The 23,153-nt window shown below is 52.1% G+C and carries 21 protein-coding genes; all 21 read right to left on the bottom strand.

Annotated features, from left to right (window positions below):
• Positions 1 to 57: 57 nt before the first annotated feature.
• On the bottom strand, positions 58 to 5,232 hold the full coding sequence (locus ACTHO6_RS04835) for an Ig-like domain-containing protein (protein ID WP_440239929.1): 5,175 nt from the start codon (positions 5,230 to 5,232) through the stop codon (positions 58 to 60).
• A gap of 181 nt (positions 5,233 to 5,413) precedes the next feature.
• A complete protein-coding gene (locus ACTHO6_RS04830; protein WP_440239927.1) occupies positions 5,414 to 6,514 on the bottom strand; it encodes a glycosyltransferase family 4 protein in 1,101 nt (366 codons plus the stop codon).
• 27 nt (positions 6,515 to 6,541) lie between these two features.
• The gene (locus tag ACTHO6_RS04825) at positions 6,542 to 7,279 is read right to left on the bottom strand and encodes a WecB/TagA/CpsF family glycosyltransferase (RefSeq protein ID WP_440239925.1); all 738 of its coding nucleotides are present in this window, start codon (positions 7,277 to 7,279) and stop codon (positions 6,542 to 6,544) included.
• Between the two features lie 70 nt (positions 7,280 to 7,349).
• Positions 7,350 to 7,808, bottom strand: coding sequence for a 3-hydroxyacyl-ACP dehydratase FabZ (fabZ, locus tag ACTHO6_RS04820; protein ID WP_440239923.1), 459 nt, complete (start codon positions 7,806 to 7,808; stop codon positions 7,350 to 7,352).
• A 164-nt stretch (positions 7,809 to 7,972) separates the two neighbouring features.
• Positions 7,973 to 8,494: a CDP-alcohol phosphatidyltransferase family protein gene (locus tag ACTHO6_RS04815; RefSeq protein WP_440239921.1), complete on the bottom strand. Its 522-nt coding sequence runs from the start codon at positions 8,492 to 8,494 to the stop codon at positions 7,973 to 7,975.
• A 149-nt stretch (positions 8,495 to 8,643) separates the two neighbouring features.
• Positions 8,644 to 8,898, bottom strand: coding sequence for a DNA-directed RNA polymerase subunit beta (locus ACTHO6_RS04810; protein WP_440239919.1), 255 nt, complete (start codon positions 8,896 to 8,898; stop codon positions 8,644 to 8,646).
• Positions 8,899 to 8,935: 37 nt separating this feature from the next.
• Complete coding sequence (locus tag ACTHO6_RS04805) at positions 8,936 to 9,769, bottom strand: flagellar hook-basal body protein (RefSeq protein WP_440239917.1); 834 nt, start codon at positions 9,767 to 9,769, stop codon at positions 8,936 to 8,938.
• A 15-nt stretch (positions 9,770 to 9,784) separates the two neighbouring features.
• Positions 9,785 to 10,756, bottom strand: a complete 972-nt coding sequence (locus ACTHO6_RS04800) for a flagellar hook-basal body protein (RefSeq protein ID WP_440239915.1) — start codon at positions 10,754 to 10,756, stop codon at positions 9,785 to 9,787.
• Positions 10,757 to 10,762: 6 nt separating this feature from the next.
• The gene (locus ACTHO6_RS04795; protein WP_440239913.1) at positions 10,763 to 11,779 is read right to left on the bottom strand and encodes a rod shape-determining protein; all 1,017 of its coding nucleotides are present in this window, start codon (positions 11,777 to 11,779) and stop codon (positions 10,763 to 10,765) included.
• A 77-nt stretch (positions 11,780 to 11,856) separates the two neighbouring features.
• The gene (spoIIID, locus tag ACTHO6_RS04790; protein WP_005831806.1) at positions 11,857 to 12,144 is read right to left on the bottom strand and encodes a sporulation transcriptional regulator SpoIIID; all 288 of its coding nucleotides are present in this window, start codon (positions 12,142 to 12,144) and stop codon (positions 11,857 to 11,859) included.
• A 182-nt stretch (positions 12,145 to 12,326) separates the two neighbouring features.
• A complete protein-coding gene (locus ACTHO6_RS04785) occupies positions 12,327 to 13,052 on the bottom strand; it encodes a peptidoglycan DD-metalloendopeptidase family protein (RefSeq protein ID WP_440239910.1) in 726 nt (241 codons plus the stop codon).
• 91 nt (positions 13,053 to 13,143) lie between these two features.
• Positions 13,144 to 14,160 carry a stage II sporulation protein D gene (gene spoIID / locus ACTHO6_RS04780; protein ID WP_440239908.1) on the bottom strand — a complete coding sequence of 339 codons (1,017 nt, stop codon included), beginning with the start codon at positions 14,158 to 14,160 and terminating at the stop codon, positions 13,144 to 13,146.
• 150 nt (positions 14,161 to 14,310) lie between these two features.
• A complete protein-coding gene (gene murA, locus ACTHO6_RS04775) occupies positions 14,311 to 15,636 on the bottom strand; it encodes a UDP-N-acetylglucosamine 1-carboxyvinyltransferase (RefSeq protein ID WP_440239906.1) in 1,326 nt (441 codons plus the stop codon).
• 18 nt (positions 15,637 to 15,654) lie between these two features.
• Positions 15,655 to 16,398, bottom strand: coding sequence for a YwmB family TATA-box binding protein (locus ACTHO6_RS04770; protein ID WP_440239904.1), 744 nt, complete (start codon positions 16,396 to 16,398; stop codon positions 15,655 to 15,657).
• Between the two features lie 99 nt (positions 16,399 to 16,497).
• The gene (locus ACTHO6_RS04765; protein WP_440239902.1) at positions 16,498 to 16,728 is read right to left on the bottom strand and encodes a DUF1146 family protein; all 231 of its coding nucleotides are present in this window, start codon (positions 16,726 to 16,728) and stop codon (positions 16,498 to 16,500) included.
• A 105-nt stretch (positions 16,729 to 16,833) separates the two neighbouring features.
• Positions 16,834 to 18,360, bottom strand: a complete 1,527-nt coding sequence (gene nuoN, locus ACTHO6_RS04760) for an NADH-quinone oxidoreductase subunit NuoN (RefSeq protein ID WP_440239900.1) — start codon at positions 18,358 to 18,360, stop codon at positions 16,834 to 16,836.
• 3 nt (positions 18,361 to 18,363) lie between these two features.
• Complete coding sequence (locus ACTHO6_RS04755) at positions 18,364 to 19,905, bottom strand: complex I subunit 4 family protein (protein ID WP_440239898.1); 1,542 nt, start codon at positions 19,903 to 19,905, stop codon at positions 18,364 to 18,366.
• Positions 19,889 to 21,811, bottom strand: a complete 1,923-nt coding sequence (nuoL, locus tag ACTHO6_RS04750) for an NADH-quinone oxidoreductase subunit L (protein WP_440239896.1) — start codon at positions 21,809 to 21,811, stop codon at positions 19,889 to 19,891. Before nuoL ends, ACTHO6_RS04755 begins: the two co-directional genes overlap by 17 nt.
• 26 nt (positions 21,812 to 21,837) lie before the next feature.
• On the bottom strand, positions 21,838 to 22,149 hold the full coding sequence (gene nuoK, locus ACTHO6_RS04745) for an NADH-quinone oxidoreductase subunit NuoK (protein WP_440239894.1): 312 nt from the start codon (positions 22,147 to 22,149) through the stop codon (positions 21,838 to 21,840).
• Positions 22,146 to 22,655 (bottom strand): NADH-quinone oxidoreductase subunit J, encoded by a 510-nt coding sequence (locus tag ACTHO6_RS04740; protein ID WP_440239892.1) that lies wholly within the window; start codon positions 22,653 to 22,655, stop codon positions 22,146 to 22,148. The genes nuoK and ACTHO6_RS04740 overlap by 4 nt, the downstream gene beginning before the upstream one ends.
• A 1-nt stretch (position 22,656) precedes the next feature.
• Positions 22,657 to 23,070, bottom strand: coding sequence for an NADH-quinone oxidoreductase subunit NuoI (gene nuoI, locus ACTHO6_RS04735; RefSeq protein WP_440239890.1), 414 nt, complete (start codon positions 23,068 to 23,070; stop codon positions 22,657 to 22,659).
• Between the last annotated feature and the right edge of the window lie 83 nt (positions 23,071 to 23,153).

Below are 23,153 nucleotides of genomic sequence, written 5' to 3'. Positions count from 1 at the left end.
GAGGCACATGCCCTCTTCCGCTTTTTTCTTCTATATATATGGCGAAATTCTGAAGTTCTATTTTGGCAGTTTTTTGAGCTGAGTCATGATCCGAATCGTGATCACTGCCATTTCAGCCCGTGTCAGATCGCCTTTTGGGTTAAATCGGTAGGTCGGCTTTTTCGCATTCGGATCGTTAGGTTCACCGTTCATGATTTTTGCCTTCGCCACAACCAATACAGACGGTGCTGCATAGTATCCGGTTAATTGTGCATCGGTGAACATTTTCCCCAATGCAATGGAGGCAGCTTCTGGTGTACCTAGCTTGAGGTTCAGTGCGCGCGCAATCATAATCGCAGCCTCTTCCCTTGTCAGCGAATCATCTGGGAAGAATGCACGTGTGTCTTTGCCCCGAACAATGCCTGCCCGTGCAGCTGTTTCGATATATTTATACTCATAGTTCCAGTCATCGTCACTAGGACGAACATCCGTGAAGGTTGGTTCAGCGGGATCATTCTCATTGTTGTCTTTGTATGGTCCAGCATTGATTGGCAAGCCCAACGCCTTTACAATCATGGTGGCAAATTCACCGCGCGTAATTTTCAACTCGGTTCCGAAGCCGCTTCCTGGCGCATCATTCATAATGCCTTTTGCATACAAAGTTTCAATCGCATCACGAGCAAACGGATGGTTGATCACATCAGAGAAGGTTTCCCGTGTTTTCATGACCATGTAATACCCGAATCCTTTGAAAGGCACTGTAACTGTCTTCTTCGACGTATTGACAACCCCTCCAAGATTCACCCACTCTTCCCCATTGTTGTAGAAGATCGTCAGAATGTTGTTAGCCGCATTGACAATGGAAGAATCATATTTAATGGTCAGAGTTCCGACTTTACTTGGAACCAGGTTATCCTCCCAACGCTTTACGAATGGCTCCATCTCGATATTGTTTGCAGTTCCTTCAAAATACGGATCGCGCCCCCCTGGAGCACGATCATCGTCCCCCTCTTGACTTCCAGGCTTCGAGTTACCTGCATCCACGTAATACAGGGGACTAGCATAGTTAAAGTCCGAGGAAATGCGAAGTACGTCTTCCATATCATCTTTCAAATCGTCATCATCCAAAGAAATTCGTCCGTTTGTCCGGTCTGCAATCCCAAAATACAATGGCACGTCCGTAAAGATGTCGGTTGATGGCGGATTGATTTCCGAACCGACTCGATTGTTCTGTGGTGCAAGCAGTACAGTTCCGGTAGGGAATTTTAATTCAAACGATTTTTCAAATACGCTGAACGATAATTTTTTCCCGAATATCTCTCTGCTTTCCGCACCGCTCACTGCCGAATTCATGTTGTAGATCTTGATTTCGTCATTATGACTGTTAGATCCGAATTGGACCGTAAACTTGATTGTATTGAGACCTGGCTTTAGTGAAACGTTCGATTCAAACACGTAGTAAGTTTGCGGCACAAGTTTGCCTGTTTCCGAATCATACACGAAATCCGGATCAGTCGTATTGTACGCAACCGCCTCGGTTTTGCCAAACAGCACTTTCGTTGCCTTTTCAGCGAAAATTTTGATGGGTACAGAGTTGCTGTTTACCGAAATGTACGGGGCATTTTGCGATTTTGTAGGGGAAATCACAGTCCATGCCTGCGTATCTTGTGAAATCGTAAAAGCTTGGCGAGTGGCGATCGAACCTTGCGTGATCTCAATCTGATAGCTGGTGGTTCCACCTTTGGTCAGAGTCAGCGGGAACAGCTTCACTCTGTTTTCAAGCTCGTCAGCGGCAAGCCCCATGTCATCATCGAGTTCCCCGATCAACTCGTCCCCATAATCGTCGGAGTCCATTACAGCGCTGAATGAAAACTTGTTATTGATATCTTCTGCCTTGGAGAATGTGCTGTTATCAAAAATTGGCCCCAAGCCAGATATATTCCCTTTGATCGCAGCATCACGTGTTTTGACGTAATCAGAATCATTGTCCAAGAAATCCCAATCACCTGATGGATCCGTCAGCACGTATTTGGCAATGACATTTCCATCTTTGGTAATGCTAACGGTGGCACCTGGTTCTACATTGGCAACATTAAAGGAAAACTCGCTCAAGAACAGAGCAGACGTATTGTATGCTGCAGAAGATGATGTCTGTTCCAACTCGACATCACTCTTGCCTTGAACGACCTTAAGTTTTACGTCCTGAATCCTTGGTGTCTTCTCGGTGTTGTAGATGATATTGTAGGTAAACTTCACGTTCGGGTCATCCAGAAGTTCAAAGGTCAGGTTGTTGCTGCCTTGTTTTAAATTCCAGGATCCCCCAGCCAGAAATTGACTTTTGTTGATTTCAAACGGAATGATATTGTCTGTCGGGTCGGCATCGGCCGACAACAGGTATTGTACCGTATTCCCGTTCAGCGTCACTTTCATGTTCCCGGAAGTGAGCTTGTAGTTGTAAATCTTCCCTCGGAATTTGTCATTGTCCACAATGAACTTCGACACACTCGGATCGGTAATCTCCAGTTGACTGTTAATCACTTTTTCCTGCCCGGATGCCGTGTAGTAGAAGAGTAAGGAAGGCACTACTTCCGGTTTCAACGTGAACGAAACTTCCTTGGTACCTTGATATACTACTTTTACCTTGGTCTCGTTCGCCGGCAGTTTTAAAAATTCAATAACCGCCAAGTCATTGTCTGGATCTGCATCGAGGTTCTTAGGCTCCTTAAAACTTAACAGATAATCGTTACCCGCCCCTTCCTTCAAAGGTATCAGGCTATTGTTATAGAAGATCTTGTAATCAGCTGTAGCAGCACTCAAGTTGTAGGTTTCAATACTGACCTTTGCAGGCAAAACACTCACGATATTAGGAGTACCGTCCGTCTTTATTGGCAGCTTTGCAGTTGGACTGGAAATATCCGTGACCGCTCCAAATCGCTCTCCGTCAGCCTTCTTATACACAAACTGGAAAGGAAAATTCGCTACTGTCGATTCCGTCACGATATTGGTGAGTGTAGAGGAATCATACTTCTGGGCTTCGTATTTCACAATCATCGCGTATGTACTGTCGTTTTCCAGCACAGATCCCGCAATGGTCGCTTTGACGCTGTACAGCTTGTAATCCGATGAAATGGCGCTGTTTTGGATCGGCGTGAAAGTCACACCTGTCGCCTGTATATCCGTTGACGAAGAATTAAGGTTATCCAGGGTGACAGTCAGCGAGTTCTTCGCGAGTACCTTCACTTTTGCGGCCGGACTTATATTCCCTGCCGCATCGGATGCTACTACAGAAAGTACATCACCGACTCGTTGCGGAGCAATCATCACGGAAAAATCACCCGCAGCGTCAGGTGTAGCGGACCCCAGAACGGTCGCTCCGCGTTTTACAAGAACGTTTGTAACCCCTTCCGCCGGGTTTACTTCTCCAGAAAGAATGGTCGCGCTATTGTCGATAGTAGTGGGGACAGCAGTCGGTGCTGCTGGCGGAGTCGTGTCCACCGGCGTAACGATCGGTGCGATTGTTACTGTAATCGTCGTGCCTGGACCTGCATTGCCAGCACTATCTGTCGCTGTCACTGTAAGATCGGTACCCGCTCCTAGAGGAGGAATCGTTATTTGATAGCTTCCATCTGCATTTGCCGTCGCCGTTGCCGACAGGCCTCCCCCGTTGGTTACCGTCACCGTTGTGCCCGCTTCTGCTACCCCCGTCACTTGCGTATCCGTACTGATAACCGGATTGACAACGGGAGCGTCAGGAGGTGTTACATCTGTTCCAGATGTCGCTGATGCAACTACTACTACAGCTGCTGCACTATTGTTCCCAGCACTGTCAGTGGCCGTCACGGAAAGCGCCGTTCCTGTCGGCTGCGCCGGAATGGATACCGTAAAAATCCCGTTAGATGCGGCAAATGCAGTTCCAATTTGCGTCGGCCCTCTTTTTACAGTGACCGTGGAGCCCGCCTCTGCGGTACCGGTAACTACAAGATGGTTGTCCTTAACAGGTGTTACTACAGGTGCCGCAGGCGCTACTGTGTCCGCTGCAGCATTCACCGTTACATTTGCTGGTGCGCTTTCATTCCCCGCACCGTCTTTTGCCGTTACCGAAAGAACGGCACCGGCTGGCTGGGCACTGATATTGACAGAAAAGCTCCCATCATCACCGGCTGTACCAGACCCAAGATTCGCTGCCCCTTTTTTGATGACAATCGTGGAGCCTGCTTCAGCCGTCCCCTTTACTGCAGTCGTGCTGCTGGTAACTGGTTGAACGACTGGCGCATCGGGAGCTGATGTATCAGTCAGTGTGGAATCGAGTACAGTAACACCTGACTGCAATTTAATTAGCAGGTTTGCCGTAATCTCAAAACCGTTACCCGCTACGGTCTGAATCAGCTCATTATTCGCAGGCGGAATCTGCTCGATTTTTGTTTCCGTACCCGCACTCGCCTCTTTGAATTTCACATTGTACAATTGATCAGAGCCGCCTTGCACACTGCTTTTCGGAATGACCAGTACGTTCCGGTTAATCAACGCGACTTCTTTGTTTTGGCTATACGCGTGAATGTCAAGGTTGTTGAGACCGATCTGCGTTTCGAGGTCAATCGAAAAGTTCCCGGAGGTATTCACATCATCGCTAAACGTTTTGCCAGTCGTCTTGTTGATAGCCACGATGTTATCCGCATTTAAAGCCTTCCCAGACAGGGCCAGCGTAAGGTTGCGTGTGGAAGTTACCTCTACAATGGTCGGATCTGACTCCAAAAATACGGAGTTCAGCTTCAAACCGGAAATTAACGGGGTGTTGTTATACTGCACATATAAGCTAATCAAATCGGTAGTAACATTTCCGTTTTTTTCATAAAATGAAATTTTATTGACCCCGGGGGTCAGAGAAATGTTATCGAATGTGAACTTCCGCGTAACGGTATCAAGCGAAGGCTTGATGCTGCTCGTGTCTGAAGGTTGGGAACCATTGAGGTTGGAAACCGTATAGCGAAGGTCTTCTCCATTAATATCCAAACCGTAAGTTCCCTGCAATGTCAGCTTCGGTGAATAGTAAATATGGGGATTAGTAGGCGATGTATTACTACTGAATCCGATTAACGAGATCCCACCGGCAGCATGTGCAATCCCCGTACCGAAAGGCAGTATGGCCGTCACGAATAGCAGGATTGAAAGCACAGCTGAAATCCAGTGCTTTTTAGCAAAAATATTTCTAGGCACTTCTTTCACCTCTCCTATAATTAATTGTACTTGTTTCAAATGGATCCTTCCTTTGTGTTATCGGTATTAGCAACCCGAAAGTTAAGGGAAATCTGCCAAATCGGCACACTGGATAATCGAATTCTTATCTCTTGTTGCATCTCTCGTTCATCTGGAACGAACGATAAATAAGCAAAAAGCCCCTGCATCCGCAAGGGCTTTTCCTCCATTCCTCATGCCTTCAATTCGTCCGCCGCTCTTGCTCGGCTTGTTTAATCCTCAACCGTCTATACGCATTAATCAGCGGGCGGTGACGGCGGCTGACGAGGCCGACGATTTCGGTGCCCAGGTGGATGGCGATCAGGAGTACGACCATGACGATGATGGTCGTCCACTTTGTCGTTTTGGTGAGCAGAATCGCCATCGTGCCAAAGAAGATGCTGATCGAATAGATCGTAAGCACAGTGGAACGATGGGACAGACCCATGTTCAGCAAACAGTGGTGCAAATGGCCTTTGTCCGGGCTGGAAATCGGCTTTTTGTTCACGATGCGGCGCACGATCGCGAAGAATGTGTCCCAAAGCGGGACGCCCAGCACGACAATCGGGATGATGAAGGAAACGAAGAGCGCTTCCTTGAAGCCCATGATCGACAAAGCAGCCAGGTTGAAGCCTAAGAAAAGCGAACCGGTGTCGCCCATGAACAGGCGGGCCGGGTGAAAGTTAAAGTACAGAAAACCGACAATCGCCCCTAAAAGCACAAAGCAGTAGGTGGCGACCTTGTAATCGCCCATCAAAAGGGCCATGACGCCCATCGTTCCCGCCGCGATAGCGGAGACGCCTGCGGACAAGCCGTCCAGGCCGTCGATCAGGTTGACGGCGTTAGTCACGCCGACGATCCAGAACATCGTGATCGGAATGGCCAGCCAGAAAAGCCAGCCGCTGCTAAAGTCAATGCTGCCCGAGTACGGGAGATTGACGACACCGATCTGGAGTCCGAACGGAATGACGACGATTGCCGTGGCGATCAGTTGGCCGAGCAGCTTCCATTTTGGCGCGAGCTGGAATTTGTCATCCAGCATGCCAACCGCCATCACAATGGTGCTCCCGATAAAAATTCCCAGCATTTCCGACATGCTGGCGTACGGAACGAACAGGAAGAACGCCACCAGATAGCCCAGGTAAATCGCAAGGCCCCCCATGCGGGGCATGATCCGCGTATGTACCTTGCGCTGGTTGGGAGCGTCTACCGCCCCGACCTTTTCCGCCAGTTTTTTTACATACGGTGTCGCAATAAACGATACGATCAGCGAAGTCAGAAATCCGAGGATTAAGATAGACATCGACTGTTCTCCTCTCTACGGATGCATCTAGGAACGGCTACTCCATTTTTCTTTGAGTACAGTCCAAACGAAACGGGGAATAGCCAGCTGACGCTTCCAGCGAGACGGCTGAGAAGCTAGTCGGTACAACCATTCCAAATGCATTCTTTGCCACATTTTTGGCGCTCGTTTTACTTTTCCGGAGATGACATCGAAGCTTCCGCCTACCCCCATCATCAAAGCGGCATTCAGGCGGTCGCGATACTTCACCAGCCATTCGTCCTGTCTGGGCGCGCCCAGTGCCACGAACAAAAGCTCCGGTCTCGCTTCGGCAATCTCCTGCACGATGCGTTCCTCGTCTTCTTCCCGGAAATATCCGTCCCGGTATCCGACGATGCGCGCGTTCGGGTAGCGAGCGGCGAGCTTTTCCGCCGCCAGACGGATGACATCCGGCTTGGCGCCGAGCAGGTAAACGCCCCACTGACGCTTGTTCGCTTCCGCCATCAACGCTTCCAGCAGCTCCACGCCTGTCACGCGCTCACGAATGGGCTGATTGGTCCATTTGGCCGCGTAGACGATGCCGATTCCATCCGGAACGACATAGGCTTGTTCCACAATCGATTGAAAAGCGCGATCCGTTCTCGCCAGCATGACGATTTCCGGATTGGCTGTTACGACATGGGTCTTTTGGCCGTTTTCAATGCGTTCGGCTATATAGGTGACGTTCTCGCGAAAGCCGCGAGTCGAAAATGGCACACCCAATATGGTTGCGACCTGTTTGGTCAATGTTTTCACCTTCATTATATAAGTTGCCCACTAGCCATTTTACCCGAAAAGAAAAGCACATTCAAGGATATCATGAATGTGCTTTATTTCCTGCCGTCAAGGCAAACATCAATCCGCCCTCTGCGACTACTTTCCCATTAACGCTGGCCTTGCCGTGTCCTTTGCCGATCGAACCGCGCACGCGTGTCAGCTCAACCTCCAGCGTCAGCGTGTCGCCAGGCTTCACCTGATCCTTGAAGCGGAACTCGTCAATGCCCGCAAACAGCCCGATTTTACCCTGGTGCTCTTCCATGCTGAGGATCGCGACTGCTCCCACTTGCGCCAACGCTTCCACAATCAGAACGCCAGGCATGACCGGATAGCCAGGGAAGTGCCCCTGGAAAAACGGCTCGTTCACGGTTACGTTTTTGATCCCGACTGCGCGTTTTCCTTGCTCCAGTTCTTCAATCTTGTCCACCAGCAAAAACGGATAGCGGTGCGGAATGATTTCCTGGATTTGTCTGCTGTCAAGCGGTGCTTTGAATTCCATGTTTGATCGCTCCATTTCCATACTTTATCTGGGCTTGTCCGTGTATGAAGACCAGTTGGCAAACTGAGAATAAACATACTCCCGCTTCCGACCAGTCGGCATAGCGGGGTTACAATAGAAGGGGCACTTCCTCCCCAAACGGGAAGTGCTCTTTTATCCATCCCTTACGTGCGGTTTAACAGCCGAAACTTCCCTAAATAGATCGCGCTCACAATAAACGAGAACGCGATCACCGTCCACAATATCGCTTCGCTGTATTGATATCGATACATGACAAGCGGTATGACCAAATACAAAAGAACTGTTGTCAACTTGCCGTATGCGTTGGCTGGTACCGTTTTTTTGCCTCGGAAGTGGTAAATCGCTCCTGTTATAATCATAGCCAAATCGCGCACAAAGAAAAACAGGGCGGCCCACACGCTAATCCGCTCTGTCAAAAACAATGAGGCGATCACCGCCAACATCATCAGTTTGTCTGCCAGAGGGTCCAACATCATTCCGATTGTGGTCACAAGCTTATGTTTCCGCGCGATGTACCCGTCAGCGATGTCCGTGACTCCCGCCGCAATCAAAATGCCCAAAGCGATTTCGACGTGAAAAGGAATCCCGGAGAAAAAGACATACAGGTACAAAGGGATGAGCACGATGCGAAAGATCGTAAGCAAATTAGGAAGATTCACGGACATCCCTCCGTAGCAAGAATCGTCGCTTCCTTTTCCAACCACTCGATCTATTATACTCTGTGGACAAACAGCGCAACAAGTCCCTTGAAAAAACAGGCAGCCCCAACCATTCCGGTTCGGGCTTGTCCGCCTTGCTCTTCTCTTATCGTTGCTTACGTATCCGCAAAGAGCAGGTCCCACATATGCTTGTACGTGCCGAGGTCGAATACTTCCGCCGCTGGCTTGTGTCCCACTACTCCGTAGCCGATGACCAACCCGATGACGAGAGAGAAAAACAACAGAATGGGAACCAGCACCATCTTGGCGGCCGTCATTCGCCAGCTTCTTCCGCTCCGTTCCCGCTCTTTCGGCTTTTTCCGAACCTCTTCGGAATCATGCGGGAGCCGTCTGCCCTTCCCTTGTTCCATGCTCCTCACCTCCGTCATCCCTGCCTGTTTGCATGAATTATCTGCTGCGCAGCGAATTGGCGATCCCCATCATCTGATCGCTGATGCCGATCGCCCGCGCATTCAATTGATAAGCGCGTTGAATATTGACCAACTGCGACATTTCCTCTGTCAACGTCACGTTGGAGCCTTCCAGTGCGCCCTGGCGCAGCGTAGCAATGCCTTCGTCAATGGCGTTGGCATACTTGGTCAGCGGATTCTCCCCCGAAGCAAGCTCTGCGTCGAACAGATTTTGTCCTACCTGCTGCAATTGATCCGGATTGTCCACTTTCCAGATGCCGATCGTGCCATAGGAGACTCCATTGGCAGACAGCTCGCCCTCTGGCGTAATCTGAATGTCTTGCACCGGCTCCGGCAGCACGATGTTCACGCCGTTATTGTCCGTGAGAATGTGGCCGGATGGCGTGTGCAGCACGTAGCCGCCTTCGTCATCATCGTATTGTACCTTGAAAGAGCCGTCACGTGTAAGGCGACTTTCTTCCTGGATGACCGCTCCCGTTGCATCCTTGATTTTGCGCGTGACCAAAAAATAGCCCTGCCCTTCAATCAGCACATCTGTCGGCACATCCGTCACCTTGACGCTGCCCTGACCGAGATCCAGCTTGGTCAAGCCAAGCCGAGCACCGCTGCCGATACGCAATCCGGCAGGAGTATTGCGATTTTGATTGTCCGCTGCTGGCTGCTCGTTCATCGAATCGGAGAGAAGCTCGGAAAACGATGCCACCCTGCGCTTGTAGCCGATTGTATCAATATTCGCCAGGTTGTTGGCGGTGTTGTCCAACGCCTGCTGAATGCCGCGCATGGCCGATGTAGAGATGTTAAGCGACTGCATCCTTCCTACCTCCTATTATCCGTTTACCCGTCCGATTTCATTAGCAGCCTTGTCCAGCGTACCGTCAATCGTGGTAATGACCCGCTGATTGGCCTCGTACGCGCGCAGTACGCTCATCATGCTTGTCATGGTTTGAGCGGGATCGACATTGGACCGCTCTCGCCATCCCTGCTGCGTACCGTACCGCCCGGCAACGGCAGGCGTATCGTACTCTCCGGCTGCCAGTGCAGCCTGATCTTCTGCTTCCGCGATATCGATTGCTTGTACCTCTGCGTCTCCGTCATTGCGAAAGACGTTCGTTCCCTCGCGAACGAGCTTCTGCGGGTCGGTCACGACGGTCAGGCCCAGCCGCGGATGGCTAGTCAGCGTCTGATACTCCTCGCTTGCTGTAGCCCGGTACTGCAGTTCGCCAGCCTGACTGATCTTCAGATCCTGCCCGACATTGATTCCGGTGAGCGGATCGTTGTTCAGCCGGATCGCCTGATTTTGATTGTCGAGCACATAATAGCCGTCCGCCGTCACCAGGTATCCATCCGCATTCACGCTCCAGTTGCCGTTCCGCGTGTAGCGGATATCCTCTGACTGGGCCGGTTGCGTCACGTCCTCCATCCGCGCCACGCTGTAAAACAGGCGGCGTTCATTGCCGTCCTGATCGGGCTGGAGGTTGTCCAACAGCGCGACATCGTACGGATTGCGCGTCTCCTCGATATCCCCTTGTGTAAAATTCGGAATGGCTTCCGACATGTACACGCCGGAGTTCAACCGTCCAATGACCGCAGGCTGTCCAGGCATATTCGGAATGCCAGGAAATTCAGGTCCTTCCGAATCGCGCATGCGCGAGAGAAGCTGTTCCGGAAACGCTCGCATCACACCTACGTCCTGCTTGTAACCAGGCGTATTGATGTTAGCGAGATTATTCGCCAGCGATTCTTGCCTGTTTTGCAAGGCCAGCATGCCAGATGCAGACGTATACAAGCCTCTTATCACGTCATCTTACCCCCTGAATAATCGCTTAGTCGAGTGAGCCGGTACTTTGTCCAGGTAGTCCAGCATCATTCCGGTTCCTTTGGCTACGCACATCATCGGCTCTTCCGCTACCAGCACAGGAACCTTCAGCTCCTCCGCCAAAATCTCGTCGATCCCGTGCAAAAGTGCGCCGCCGCCGGTCAGGAACACACCCTTATCAATAATATCGGCAGAAAGCTCAGGAGGTGTTCGTTCCAAAACAGATTTGGAGGCTTGTACAATCGCGCTCACCGACTCGGCCAGGGCTTCTTGGACTTCGCCCGATTGAATGGTAATTGTTTGCGGCAAGCCGCTTACCATGTCTCGACCACGAATGTCCATTTCGTCCTGGCGCCCGCCGGATACGGTTCCGATCTGAACCTTGATATCTTCAGCCGTACGCTCTCCAATCAGCAATTTGTATTTATTTTTTATGTACCGCATAATGGCCACATCGAATGTGTCTCCAGCTATTTTGATGGAGGAAGACGTAACAATATCGCCCATAGACAGTACCGCAACATCGGTCGTACCCCCACCGATATCCACTACCATATTGCCGGACGGCTGAAAAATATCCATTCCTGCCCCTACTGCGGCAACTTTCGGTTCTTCTTCGATAAACACCTGTCTTGCGCCGCCACTGCGCTCTGCCGCTTCGCGAATCGCTTTTTGCTCGACAGACGTAATGTTCGTCGGGCAGCAGATCAGAATGCGTGGGCGTGCAAACATGCTTTTCCCGCCGATTTTGTTCAAAAAGTGCTTCAGCATCGCTTCCGTAATCTCAAAATCCGCAATGACCCCTTCGCGCAAAGGTCGGATCGCCACGATATTTCCCGGGGTGCGGCCCACCATGCGATGTGCTTCGTGCCCGACGGCCAATACTTTTCTGGTATTACTATCGATTGCCACAACAGATGGTTCGTCTAGAACAACGCCCTTGCCTTTTACATACACCAAGACATTGGCCGTCCCCAAGTCGATCCCGATATCTTTGCCAAACATGAAAGGTCCTCCCTGTTACCAGTTACATTTCTACCTAATATCATAGGCTCTTCTACGTGAGAGGACAAGGAAATTCTTTATTGGACACTTTCCTCCTGTTCCACGCGGACTTTTTTACTGCGCCGCTTGTACTTGATCTTGGTCGCTTCTCCTCCCCGCAGATGTCTGATGGCTTTGTGATATTCCAAAATTTCCTTAACCTGGTTTGCCAGCTCCGGATTTATTTCAGGCAGCCTTTCCGTCAAGTCCTTGTGCACTGTGCTTTTGGAAACACCGAACTCTTTGGCGATCATCCGAACCGTATTTCGCGTCTCTACAATATATCGGCCAATCTTGATGGTCCGCTCTTTGATGTAGTCGTGCACATTACTCGCCTCCTTGTATCTACATTGTCTGATACAATATATGGGTGCGTCGGGACACATATTCTACGTTTCCAAGCCTGACAAGCCGGCACGACCGCATCTTTTTTCCACAGTTTGTACCAACAGCAAAAAAACACCCGCAAAACGCTTGGTTTTGCAGGTGTTTTCCATCATTTCGCTTGTTATTGATTTTTTGCTTCGGCTTGCAGCAAATATTGCTGAGGGTTGACCGGTTTGCCATCCACGTGGACTTCGAAGTGGAGATGGACGCCAAAGTCTTTCTCGTACTCGTTGCGGCCAGCGGAACCGATGACCTGGCCTTGCGTCACTTCATCGCCCGGTTTGACCGTGATGTTTTCCAGGCTCTGATACACCGTGACCATTTTGTCGGCGTGTTCTACTTCCACGGTTTTGCCGACGAGCGGATCATTTTCCACCTTGGTGACTTTTCCGGCGAGCGCAGCAACAACATCAAAGCTCTTGCCGTCAGTTGCCTTCAAATCCATACCCGTGTGCGGGTAGAAGGAATTGCCGTACTTCACCAGCGCTTTTTGCTGCTCGTCTTTGGACGCTTGCTCATCGTAGTAGCTCATTCCCAGCTCGTACTGCACGTTTTTCCCTACAGGCCATGCCAATGGTTGAACGCTGCTTGCCACAGGTACCGCTTCTTCGCTTTGCTCGGTCGTCTCAGGAGCCGCTGGAGTTGTCACGGCCACGCCATCCCCGACATTGGACATTTGGGAGACCGTATCCATGACGCTGCCCTGATACCACATCACAAAAGCGAGAATGATTGCTGCGGTTCCGATGTAGATTGCGGGGAACGCCCACTTCTTGCCCAAAACTTTTTTCCAAGTGCTTGCCTTCTTGAATGGAATCGGTTGATTTTGATTTTTTTGATCTTCCATGTTATTCATCACCTCATCCCTCAGTATCGCCAGAATTTTGGCGTATAAACCTGAGGGATGAGGGAAAAGTAAAAATTTGCTTCTCTTTATGCTAGGCTCGTATGATTTGTGCGTATGGCTGCAAGCTGATGCCTTGGTAAAAATGCTTCACGATTTGCTCGGCCGTTTTGCCGCTTTTGGCCATGCCGTTTGCTCCCCACTGGCTCATGCCGACCCCGTGTCCGTACCCTTTGGTCGTAATAAAGACCTGATTCCCCCGAATCTCCAGCGAAAAGGACGACGAATTCAGATTCAGCTTTTCCCGAAATTCCCGGCCGCTGAACTCCTTGCCGCCAATGCTGATTTTGCCCACCCGATTGCCTGTCGTCCGCGACTCGATCCGATACCAGGCTCCATTGGAGGATGCCTCCTGCGCCAGCTTCACGCCCAGCTCCTTTTCCAGCTCCGCAGTCGACTTGACGACCGTTTCTTCATAACGGGGGGACTCGATATCCCAGGGGCTGGCCACGCTTTTCAAATAAGGGATCGGCTTCTCCCAGTATTCATCCGAGTTTTCGGTAAATCCGTTGCTGGTGGAAAAAAACGTCGCATCAATCGGCTCTCCCTGATACGTCAGCACGACGCCCGCCGTTGACTGAACGGCCTGCACGATGCGCTTGTTCTTCCACTCGAATTGGTCCCCCCACCGCTCCCGGCGCTGTGTTTCATCCATATAGACCTGATGCTGGACGGTATCCAGCACCTGTCCGCCCGCCGGCACATCGTCAAACTTTCCTTGCTTGAGCCTGCGCACGATATACGTTCTCGCGGCCATCGCCTGGGCTTTCAGCGCCTCCAGTTCGAATTCGGCAGGCATCTCGGCGGCGACCACCCCGGCAATGTACGTCTCCAGCGGCACTGTCTCCACCACCTTTTTTTCTGTTCGGTAGACCTTGATGGAGAGCGACGAAGCCGTTTCCGCCATCGCGGGTTTGTCTTGCTCTTGTCCCGCTGCGTTTGGCTGGACAGCGGCATCGTGCGAGGGAGCAAACAGATAGACCAGCGCGGCAGGCACCAGGACGAGCAAGATCGGCAGCGTGATAAACCCTATGAGCAAGTAGCGTTTCATCAAGTGATCCTCCCCGTTACGTGCTAGACACTTTCAGTCTATGTCCTGCCAAAGACCGATAGAACGAGAGAATAAGAGAGTCGCGCGCAAAAAAAAACCCCCTGCTTTTGCAGAGAGTCTTCGTGTTTGTCCTAGCAGCCGACATGTCGGTTACGCAAAATTAGGAGAGAAGCTGACTTTGATGGGATCCGGTACCACGGCTTCCCGCTTTTTCTCTTCGGAACTGACGCGCTCCACATCTGCCCCGAGCGCCAGCAGCTTTTCCGTAAAATTCACGTACCCGCGGTCGATATGATGGAGAGCCGTCACTTCCGTCTCCCCCTCGGACACCAGTCCAGCCAGCACCAATGCCGCGCCTGCGCGCAAATCGGTTGCAGCTACCTTGCTTCCGGTCAGCTTGGAGCCGCCTTCTACAATCGCACTGCGTCCTTCGATCTTGATGTTGGCATTCATGCGGCGGAACTCTTCCACGTGCATGAAACGATTTTCAAAAACGGTCTCGGTCACGATACTTGTGCCTTCGGAAACAAGCAAAAGCGCCATCATTTGCGACTGCATGTCAGTCGGGAAGCCTGGATACGGCAGCGTCTTGAGATCGACAGCCTTGAGCGGACCTGTCCGGCGAACGCGAATGCCGTTCTCCTGCTCGTCTACCTCCACGCCCATTTCCCGCAGCTTGGCGGTGACGGATTTCAGGTGATCGCAAATCGCGCCTTCCACAAAGACATCGCCCCCCGTAATCGCTGCGGCTACCATGAAGGTGCCCGCCTCGATCCGGTCAGGAATGACGCAATGCGTGCAGCCTTTCAGCTTTTCCACGCCTTCGATGCGGATGGAGCCGGTTCCCGCACCGCGGATTTTGGCCCCCATTCTGTTCAGGAAGTTGGCCAGATCCACAATCTCCGGCTCTTCTGCCGCGTTTTCAATCACGGTCGTGCCTTCTGCCAAAGTAGCGGCCATCATGATATTTTCCGTTGCGCCGACGCTTGCGATATCGAGGTAGATTTTGGCCCCTTTCAACCGCCCGTCTACTTTCGCTTCAATAAACCCTTGTCCGATCTCGATTTTGGCTCCCATAGCCTCGAACCCTTTCAGGTGCTGGTCGATGGGGCGGGTACCAATGGCACAACCGCCTGGAAGAGCGACACGAGCCTGTCCTTTTCTTGCCAAAAGCGGCCCCATTACCAGGAAGGATGCACGCATTTTGCGGACCAGTTCATAGGATGCTTCCACGCTGGTAAGCTCGGAAGCATGGATTGTCAGCACTTCATGATCATATGTAAGGGAGATTCCCATCGATTTCAAGAGGTCGCATATCGTCCTGACGTCATCGAGAGCAGGTACATCCGAGATGACGCATGTTCCTTCCTCTGCCAGGATAGATGCTGCAATAATAGGGAGTACGGCATTTTTTGCGCCAGAAACTTTCACAGTCCCGGTCAATGCCTTACCACCACGGACAATAATTTTATCCAATGTGTACCCCTCCGCGTGCTAATATTCCACTGTGATAATTGGTGTACCTATCGTGACCCATGTGCCAGCATTGCCGCTGTCACGGTGTGTTGCCACTTGCAGATTCATCTTTTGCCCGTTTAACGCGATGAATGGTTCCCACATGGGAGTATACCCGGAAATACTGACAACCGTCTCATCTTGTAAACGTTCCAATTCTGTTGCCTGGAGGGTAGCAAAAATCGACATAATTTTACCCCCCTGTTGGTCAACACTCATCTTAACATTGTACAATCCGCGAATACAAGTGCTAATTTGCGGAATAAAGTCGGCATTTTTCAGGGCTTTTGCGAAGGTTTCTTGTATCTGTTCCATATATAGTAGGGAATCACGGCTTCCAGATAACTGCAGCACTAGATATGTATCAAATGAACCATTTTTAGGCACACCTGTTACCTCGTAGCGCATGGAAACGCCGTTTTGCATGTATGTAGTCCGATACAGAAGAACGTTGCTGTTCTGCGGTTCCCCGTCAAGAGAAAGAGGGATCTCCAGCTTTTTCGCCCATGTCCGTGCCAACTCTTTGACTTCTTCCGGACGCAGCGCTCCCATCGCCACGCGCGCACGTACCTGGATGGATACGCCCGTTGCTCCCGAGTCTTCGAGCGTTTGCATGAGCTTGCTCGCAACAGGTTTTGCTTCCGACGCCTGCGCAGGCATCCAGTACAAGGCACAAGCTACCAGCAACAGAGCCAGTGCAGGAAGGCCAGACCATTTCCCCATATTTATCCTCTCCCCATGTTTCATGCCTATCTCTTTGTACTTCTCATTTTGTACATGAAACTGGGTGGATATACCAGCCGAGGAGAGGAAGTTTGGGAATCAGGAAAACAGGTTGCCGAAGGTCAGGGACCAGCCCAAATAATCCAGGAAAAACCGCGATACTTCATAGCCGATCACGATCGACAACAGAATTTGCAAAAGCTTCGCTTGCGCTCCCTGCGGATGCTTGACGATTTTTTCAAAGCGAAAAGATTGCAGGGCCCACCAGGAAAGGGCAATGAACACAATCGACAAAACGATGCTTACTACGCCGTACACTTCTTGCGGCATGGTTGTTCCTCCTCTTGCCAATCCGTAACCAAATAAAGAAAAAGGGACAGCTCGAATGTGAGCCATCCCTTCTATTGTACATGATACGGCCTTCCGTTACGAGTATCACTGAAAATCGGAAGGAAGCATGTTCCCGAAGTCAAACGACGGATTGAAGTGAGTCTGCACATAGTCGGTAACCAGACCCGGGAAGGCCCCGAAGAGCACTGTCAGGAGAGCCAGGACGAAAACGAAGGTCCAGATGCCTTTTGGCACGGCGAGCGGCGCTTCGCTCGGTCCCGGACGCATGTACATCTGCCGGATAATCCCGAAGTAATAATAATAGGAAATGACGCTTGTGACGATCATGATCGCTGCCAGCCAGTAGGTTTCCTGAGCCAGAGCACCCATGAACAGATAGAATTTCCCGAAGAATCCTGCGGTGACAGGAATGCCTGCCAACGACAACAGGAAAATACTCATCGCAATCGCCATCAGCGGAGAGCGGTGGTACAAGCCGGCGAAGCCTTTTAGCTCCTCTGTCCCTTGCTCGCGCGCGACCACCATGATGACGGCAAAGGCGCCGAAGCTCGCGAGCAAATACCCGAACAGGTAGAAAATCACTTCGCCGAAAAACAGCGTCGTGGGCGGCACGAACGGCACCAGCAAATAGCCCGCTTGCGCGATGGCCGAGTAAGCCATCATGCGCTTGACGTTCGTCTGCCGCAGCGCCATCATGTTTCCGATGACCATGGAAGCTGCCGCCATCAGGCCGAGATACAGGCTCCCCTCCTGGAAAAAGAAGCGGTTTGCGCCATCGTTGACGTGAAAGAACGAAATCAGCAAAACACGAAACAAGAGCGAGAAGCCTGCCGCTTTGGAGACGACCGCCAAAAACGCCGTAACGGGAGTCGGAGCGCCCTGGTACACATCCGGCGCCCACATGTGGTTGGGAGCTGCGGATATTTTAAAGGCGAGACCGACCGCCAAAAAGGCAAAGGCCACGTATACGAGGAACTGATAGCCGGCCATTCCGGCCTCCGCCAAGCGGAACGAGATTTCGTATAGATGCGTCGTTCCCGTCAATCCGTAGACGTATGACATCCCGAACAGGGTAACCGCGGTGGCGATTCCGCCCGAGACGACGTATTTGAACGCCGATTCGTTCGAGTGCCGCGACTTTTTCCGCAAGCCGACGAGCACATAGGACGACAGGGACAAAAGCTCAAGCCCTACGAACAACGTAATCAGGTCGGCCGAGGATGCCATGACCATGGCCCCCAAAAGCCCCGTCAGCATCAAATAATAGTACTCTCCCGTATGGGTAACCTCTCCTTGTTTCAGATACGACAGCGAGATCAGGATCGCAAATGCCGTCCCGCCCAGGAAAAGCAGCTTGAACGCGTTGCCGTAGTCATCCACGCGAATCATGTCCGCCATGTAGCTGTAGGGCTTGTCGAGTACATTGACATTGACGAAGACAAAGACCGCCGCCAGCACTACCCCCACCAGAGACAGCCAGCCGATCACCTGCCTGCCAAGGCGCTTGCCCGCAAACAGGTCCAAGAGCGACAGAATCGTCGCAAATCCGAGAATGATGAATTCGGGCAGAAGGTAGCTCCAGTCATATGAGAAAATATCTTTTACGTCCATGGATTACCCTCCTATTCCCGTTACGATCGGTACGATCGTTTTCAGGGCCTGCTGCATCGGATTGCCCAAAATAGCCGGGTACACTCCGATGAGAATAATGAAGCCGAGCAGCACGACCATCGGAATCACTTCCATGGGCTGGGCATCTGCAAGACCCGTAAACTGGCTTGGCGTAGGCCCAAACGTCGTCCGCAGAATGGCTCGCAATACGTAAACGGCGGTCAGCACGATTCCGAGCGCCCCGATCGCGGCCAGCACAGGCATTCGCCCAAACAGCCCAAGGAAAGCGAAAAACTCACTGATAAACCCGGACATGCCGGGCAGTCCCAGCGACGCCATCCCGCCAGCCAGGAAAACACCGCTGACAAACGGCATGGATTTGGCCAAGCCGCCCAGTTCGTCGATCATCGACGTCTGTGTCCGGTCCCAAATCACGCCGATGAGGAAAAACAACAGCGCCGAAATAAAGCCGTGGGAGACAACCTGGAACATCGCGCCCTGAAAGCCGATCGAGTTCATCGCCGCAAACCCCAGGAGTACGATCCCCATGTGACTGATACTGGAGTACGCCAGCACCATCTTCAAATCCTTTTGCACAAAAGCGAGTACCGCTCCGTACAGCACGTTGATGATGCCAAAGATCGCCAGCCACGTCGAAAACTGATAGGCCTGCTCCGGGAAAAAGCCGATGCCCATTCGCAACAGTCCGTAAGCCCCCATCTTCAGCAAAATGCCGGAGTGGATCATGACGATGGAAGGCGGGGCCTGTACGTGCACCTTGAGCATCCACGTATGGAACGGAAATACCGGCAGCTTGATGGCAAAGGCCACAAACAGCGCCAGGAACAGCCCCACCCGAGTCGCTGGCGTCAGCGCAGCGGTAACCGGATGATCCGGCGTCGTCAGAATCGCGGCAATCTGGTCGATATTGAGCGTCCGCATGACGACGAAAAGCAGGATAAAGGCCAAGAGCATGATGCCAGAGCCGATTCCGTTGTACAACAGGAACTTGTTCGCCGCACGCTCCCGTTCACCATACCCCCAGATGCCAATGAGGAAGTACATCGGCACCAGCGTCAGTTCGAAGAAGATGAAGAACAAAAACAGGTTGTCGGCGGCAAACACACCCAGCATCCCGATCAACAAAAGATGGAACAGGATGAAAAATTCCTTCAGCCGCTTCTTGATTTGCCAGGAAGCGACCGCTGCCATCGTCGCGATAATCGCCGTCAGCAAAATCAGCGGCATCGAGATGCCATCCACGCCCAACTCATAGTCGATTTCAAACGCAAACACTGTCCCCGTCTGCGCAAGTCCGATCGGGATGGAGATCCAGTCGTGATGCTCGACAAACTGAAGATTGGACGTATCGTAATTGAAAGCTCCAAACATCCAGAAGGCCAGAATCAGCGGCAGCAAGGTCCCCAATATTCCCACCTGCTTGATTGCCCCGAATCGGCGGCTCGGGATGAAGGCGATGACCAGAATCGCCAGAAGCGGAGAAAACACCAGCGACGACAACAGGATATTAACGCCCGAACCCAAAGAATCCACCTCCCTCGACCGTCAAACTGATGGCGATGATCAACAGCAGCAGACCGAACAGGACCATCGCCCCGTATGACTGGATCTGACCGCTTTGCACGCGCGCATGCAGGGAGCCGATCCCTTGTGCAATCTTGGCTGTCAGCGCAACCAGGCCATCCACCACGTACTTGTCAAACACGTTCAGGATGATGCCCAGCCAACCGAGCGGCCGCACAATGACGTGGTGATACAGTTCATCCACATAGTATTTTCGATAAGAGAGTCGATAGAGCCACGGCATCGCTTCCGGAATGCTGTCCGGAGAAATCGACTTTTTGCCGTACATGAAGTAGGCCAAAATGACTCCGAGCACCGAGATCAGCAGGGCCGCAATTTGCAGCCAGGATGCAGCATGCTCGGTTCCCTCTCCAAAAACGCCTGTAATCGCCGTTCCCGTGCTCGTAGACAGGAGCCAGTCAGACAGCAGCGGAGCGTAAGGCGTGTTCACAAAACCAGCCGCAACCGCGAGCAACGCCAAAATCAGCAGCGGACCAGTCATGACGCCTGGCGACTCGTGCGCTTCGTGCTTGCCTCTGGCCGTTCCGGCGAACGTGAGGAAAAACAAGCGGAACATGTAGAAGGCGGTAAAGAAAGCGGCAACAAGCGCAATGACCAACAGATCGTAGCGATGCGCCCCATACACGGCTCCCAGTATCGCTTCCTTCGACCAGAATCCGGCGAACGGAAAGATCCCCGCGATGGCCAGACACCCAATCAAAAAGGTCAAGGCAGTCACCGGCATTTTCTTCCACAAACCGCCCATCTCGAAAACGTCCTGGGTATGTACGGCGTGGATGACGCTGCCCGCCCCGAGAAAGAGCAACGCTTTAAAAAAGGCATGTGTCATCAGGTGGAACGATCCAGCCACATAACCGGCTGCTCCGGCGACGCCGAGCGCCATCATCATGTAGCCCAGCTGGCTGACTGTCGAATACGCCAGCACACGCTTGATGTCCCGCTGTGTCAAACCGATGGAGGCGGCAAAAATCGCCGTGAAGCCTCCTACATACGCCACTACAGTCAACGCCGTCTCTGATGCGATAAACAGCGGATACGTAGCAGCCACCAGATACACGCCGGCAGCGACCATCGTCGCCGCGTGAATCAGGGCAGACACTGGCGTAGGCCCCTCCATCGCGTCAGGCAGCCACGTATGCAGCGGAAACTGGCCTGATTTTCCCATTGCTCCGATAAAAATCAGAATCGCGGCCACCGTAATCGCCCACGGCTCCATTCGTCCAAGCGCTACGCTCTCAAAAATCGGCCCGTATTCAAAGCTTCCTGTCCACCAGAACAACAGACAAATCCCGATGAACAGCCCCAGGTCGCCGATCCGTGTGACGATAAACGCTTTTTTGGCCGCAGCCTTCGCTTCCGGCTTAAAGTAGTAGTAGCCGACGAGCAGGAAGGAGCAGACGCCGACCAGTTCCCAGAAGATGTACACTTGCAACAAGTTCGGGGAAACCACCAGCCCGAGCATGGAAAACGTAAACAACGCCAGGTACTGATAAAACACGGGAAAACGCTCATCGCCGTGCATGTAGCCTTTGGAATAAATCTGAACCAGCAGACTGACCAAGGTCACGATGACCAGCATCATGGCATTGAGCGGGTTTACCTCGAAGCCCATGTTGATGACAATGTCCCCGACGTGGAGCCAATCAACCACGTAGTTGTAGTCTGCGCCCCCCTCCCGGAATCGCTCCCAGAAGGCGAGCACGGCAATCCCGAAAGAAACAGCCGTCAGTCCAATGCCGACGTAGGCCGCTCCTTCTTTCAACTGGCGACCAAATGAAACGATCACGATGAAAGCAAGAAGCGGAAACAGAGGGATCAGCCAGGCGTAGTGCAAAAAAGTATCCATCTTTGTCCTCCTTATCAGGTCTCCATCTATCGTTTCATTTGATCCATTTCATCTACATTGACCGTTTCCTTGTTGCGGTAGAGCGCGATCAGGATCGCCAATCCCACCGCGACCTCGGCGGCTGCTACCGTCATCGTGAACAAGGTGAAAATTTGTCCGGCTACAGCGGGGTACAAGCCGTATTTGGAAAAGGCGACCAGGTTGATATTCACCGCATTCAACATCAGCTCGATCGAGATCAGCACGACAACGGCGTTACGCTTTGTCAGCGCTCCGTACAAGCCGACGCAAAACAGAATCAGCGCGACCAGCAAATAGGAGGTGATGCTTACCGTCATTCGTTATCCCCCTCCTTTTTCGCCATGATGATCGCACCGACCAATGCGATCAACAGCAGGACAGACAACAGTTCGAACGGAATGACGTACTTGGTGAAGACTTCAAGGCCGATTACCTTTGCGTTGCTCACGGATGAGGCCGTTGGCGGCGGCGGTGCCGGCCACGAAGTGTTTTGCACACCCCAGAACAACAGCCCGAACAAACCGACGACAAAAAGCAGAATCCAGCGGTTTTTCCACGTCCGCCCGGTGCCTTCGTCCTGGGCATCGTGCTTGGTGAGCATGATGCCGAACAGCATCAGGATGGAAATGGCTCCGGAGTAGACCAGCACCTGCGCTACGCCTGCAAACTCCGCTCCGAGCAACACAAACAGTCCGGCGATGCTGATAAACGTGACCCCCAGGGAGATCACCATGTGTACGACACGCGTAAAACTAATCATGAAAACGGCGCCGCCAATCGTCAGGAGAGACAGGATAAAAAAGGCCACAAATTCGCCAGTCATGCTAGTTCTCCTCCCTGACGTTCGTATTGTTGTCATCCAGCCATTTCAGGTTTTTGTACAATTCGTCCCTGCTGTAGGCAGCCAGTTCGAAGTTGTTGGTCATCACAATCGCTTCGGTCGGGCACACCTCTGTACAGAGATCGCACAAAATGCACAGTTCGAAGTTGATATCGTACGTATCAATAATTTTCCCCTTTTTCTCCGGGTCCGGATGGGGCTTCCCTGTCAGTTGGATGCACTCTGTCGGACAAATGCGCGCACACTGGTTGCACACGATGCATTTTTCCGGAGAAAAGTGTTGGATGCCGCGAAAACGTGGCGGCATGGGAAAGGGCACATCCGGATAAAAGTGCGTGATTTTTTTCTCCGTAAGCTTTTTGAATGTATATCCCAGGCCTTTAGCCAGTCCAAGCATGTATCTCACCCCTCAGATATTGAAAACTTGGCCTTCGCCTTGCCGGGCGAAGCCTGCGCGTATAAACGTGGGACACCTGGCAG

It is taken from the genome of Brevibacillus sp. SAFN-007a (assembly GCF_051967035.1).
Lineage (GTDB): Bacteria > Bacillota > Bacilli > Brevibacillales > Brevibacillaceae > Brevibacillus.
This window is presented reverse-complemented; position numbering and strand designations above follow the sequence as displayed.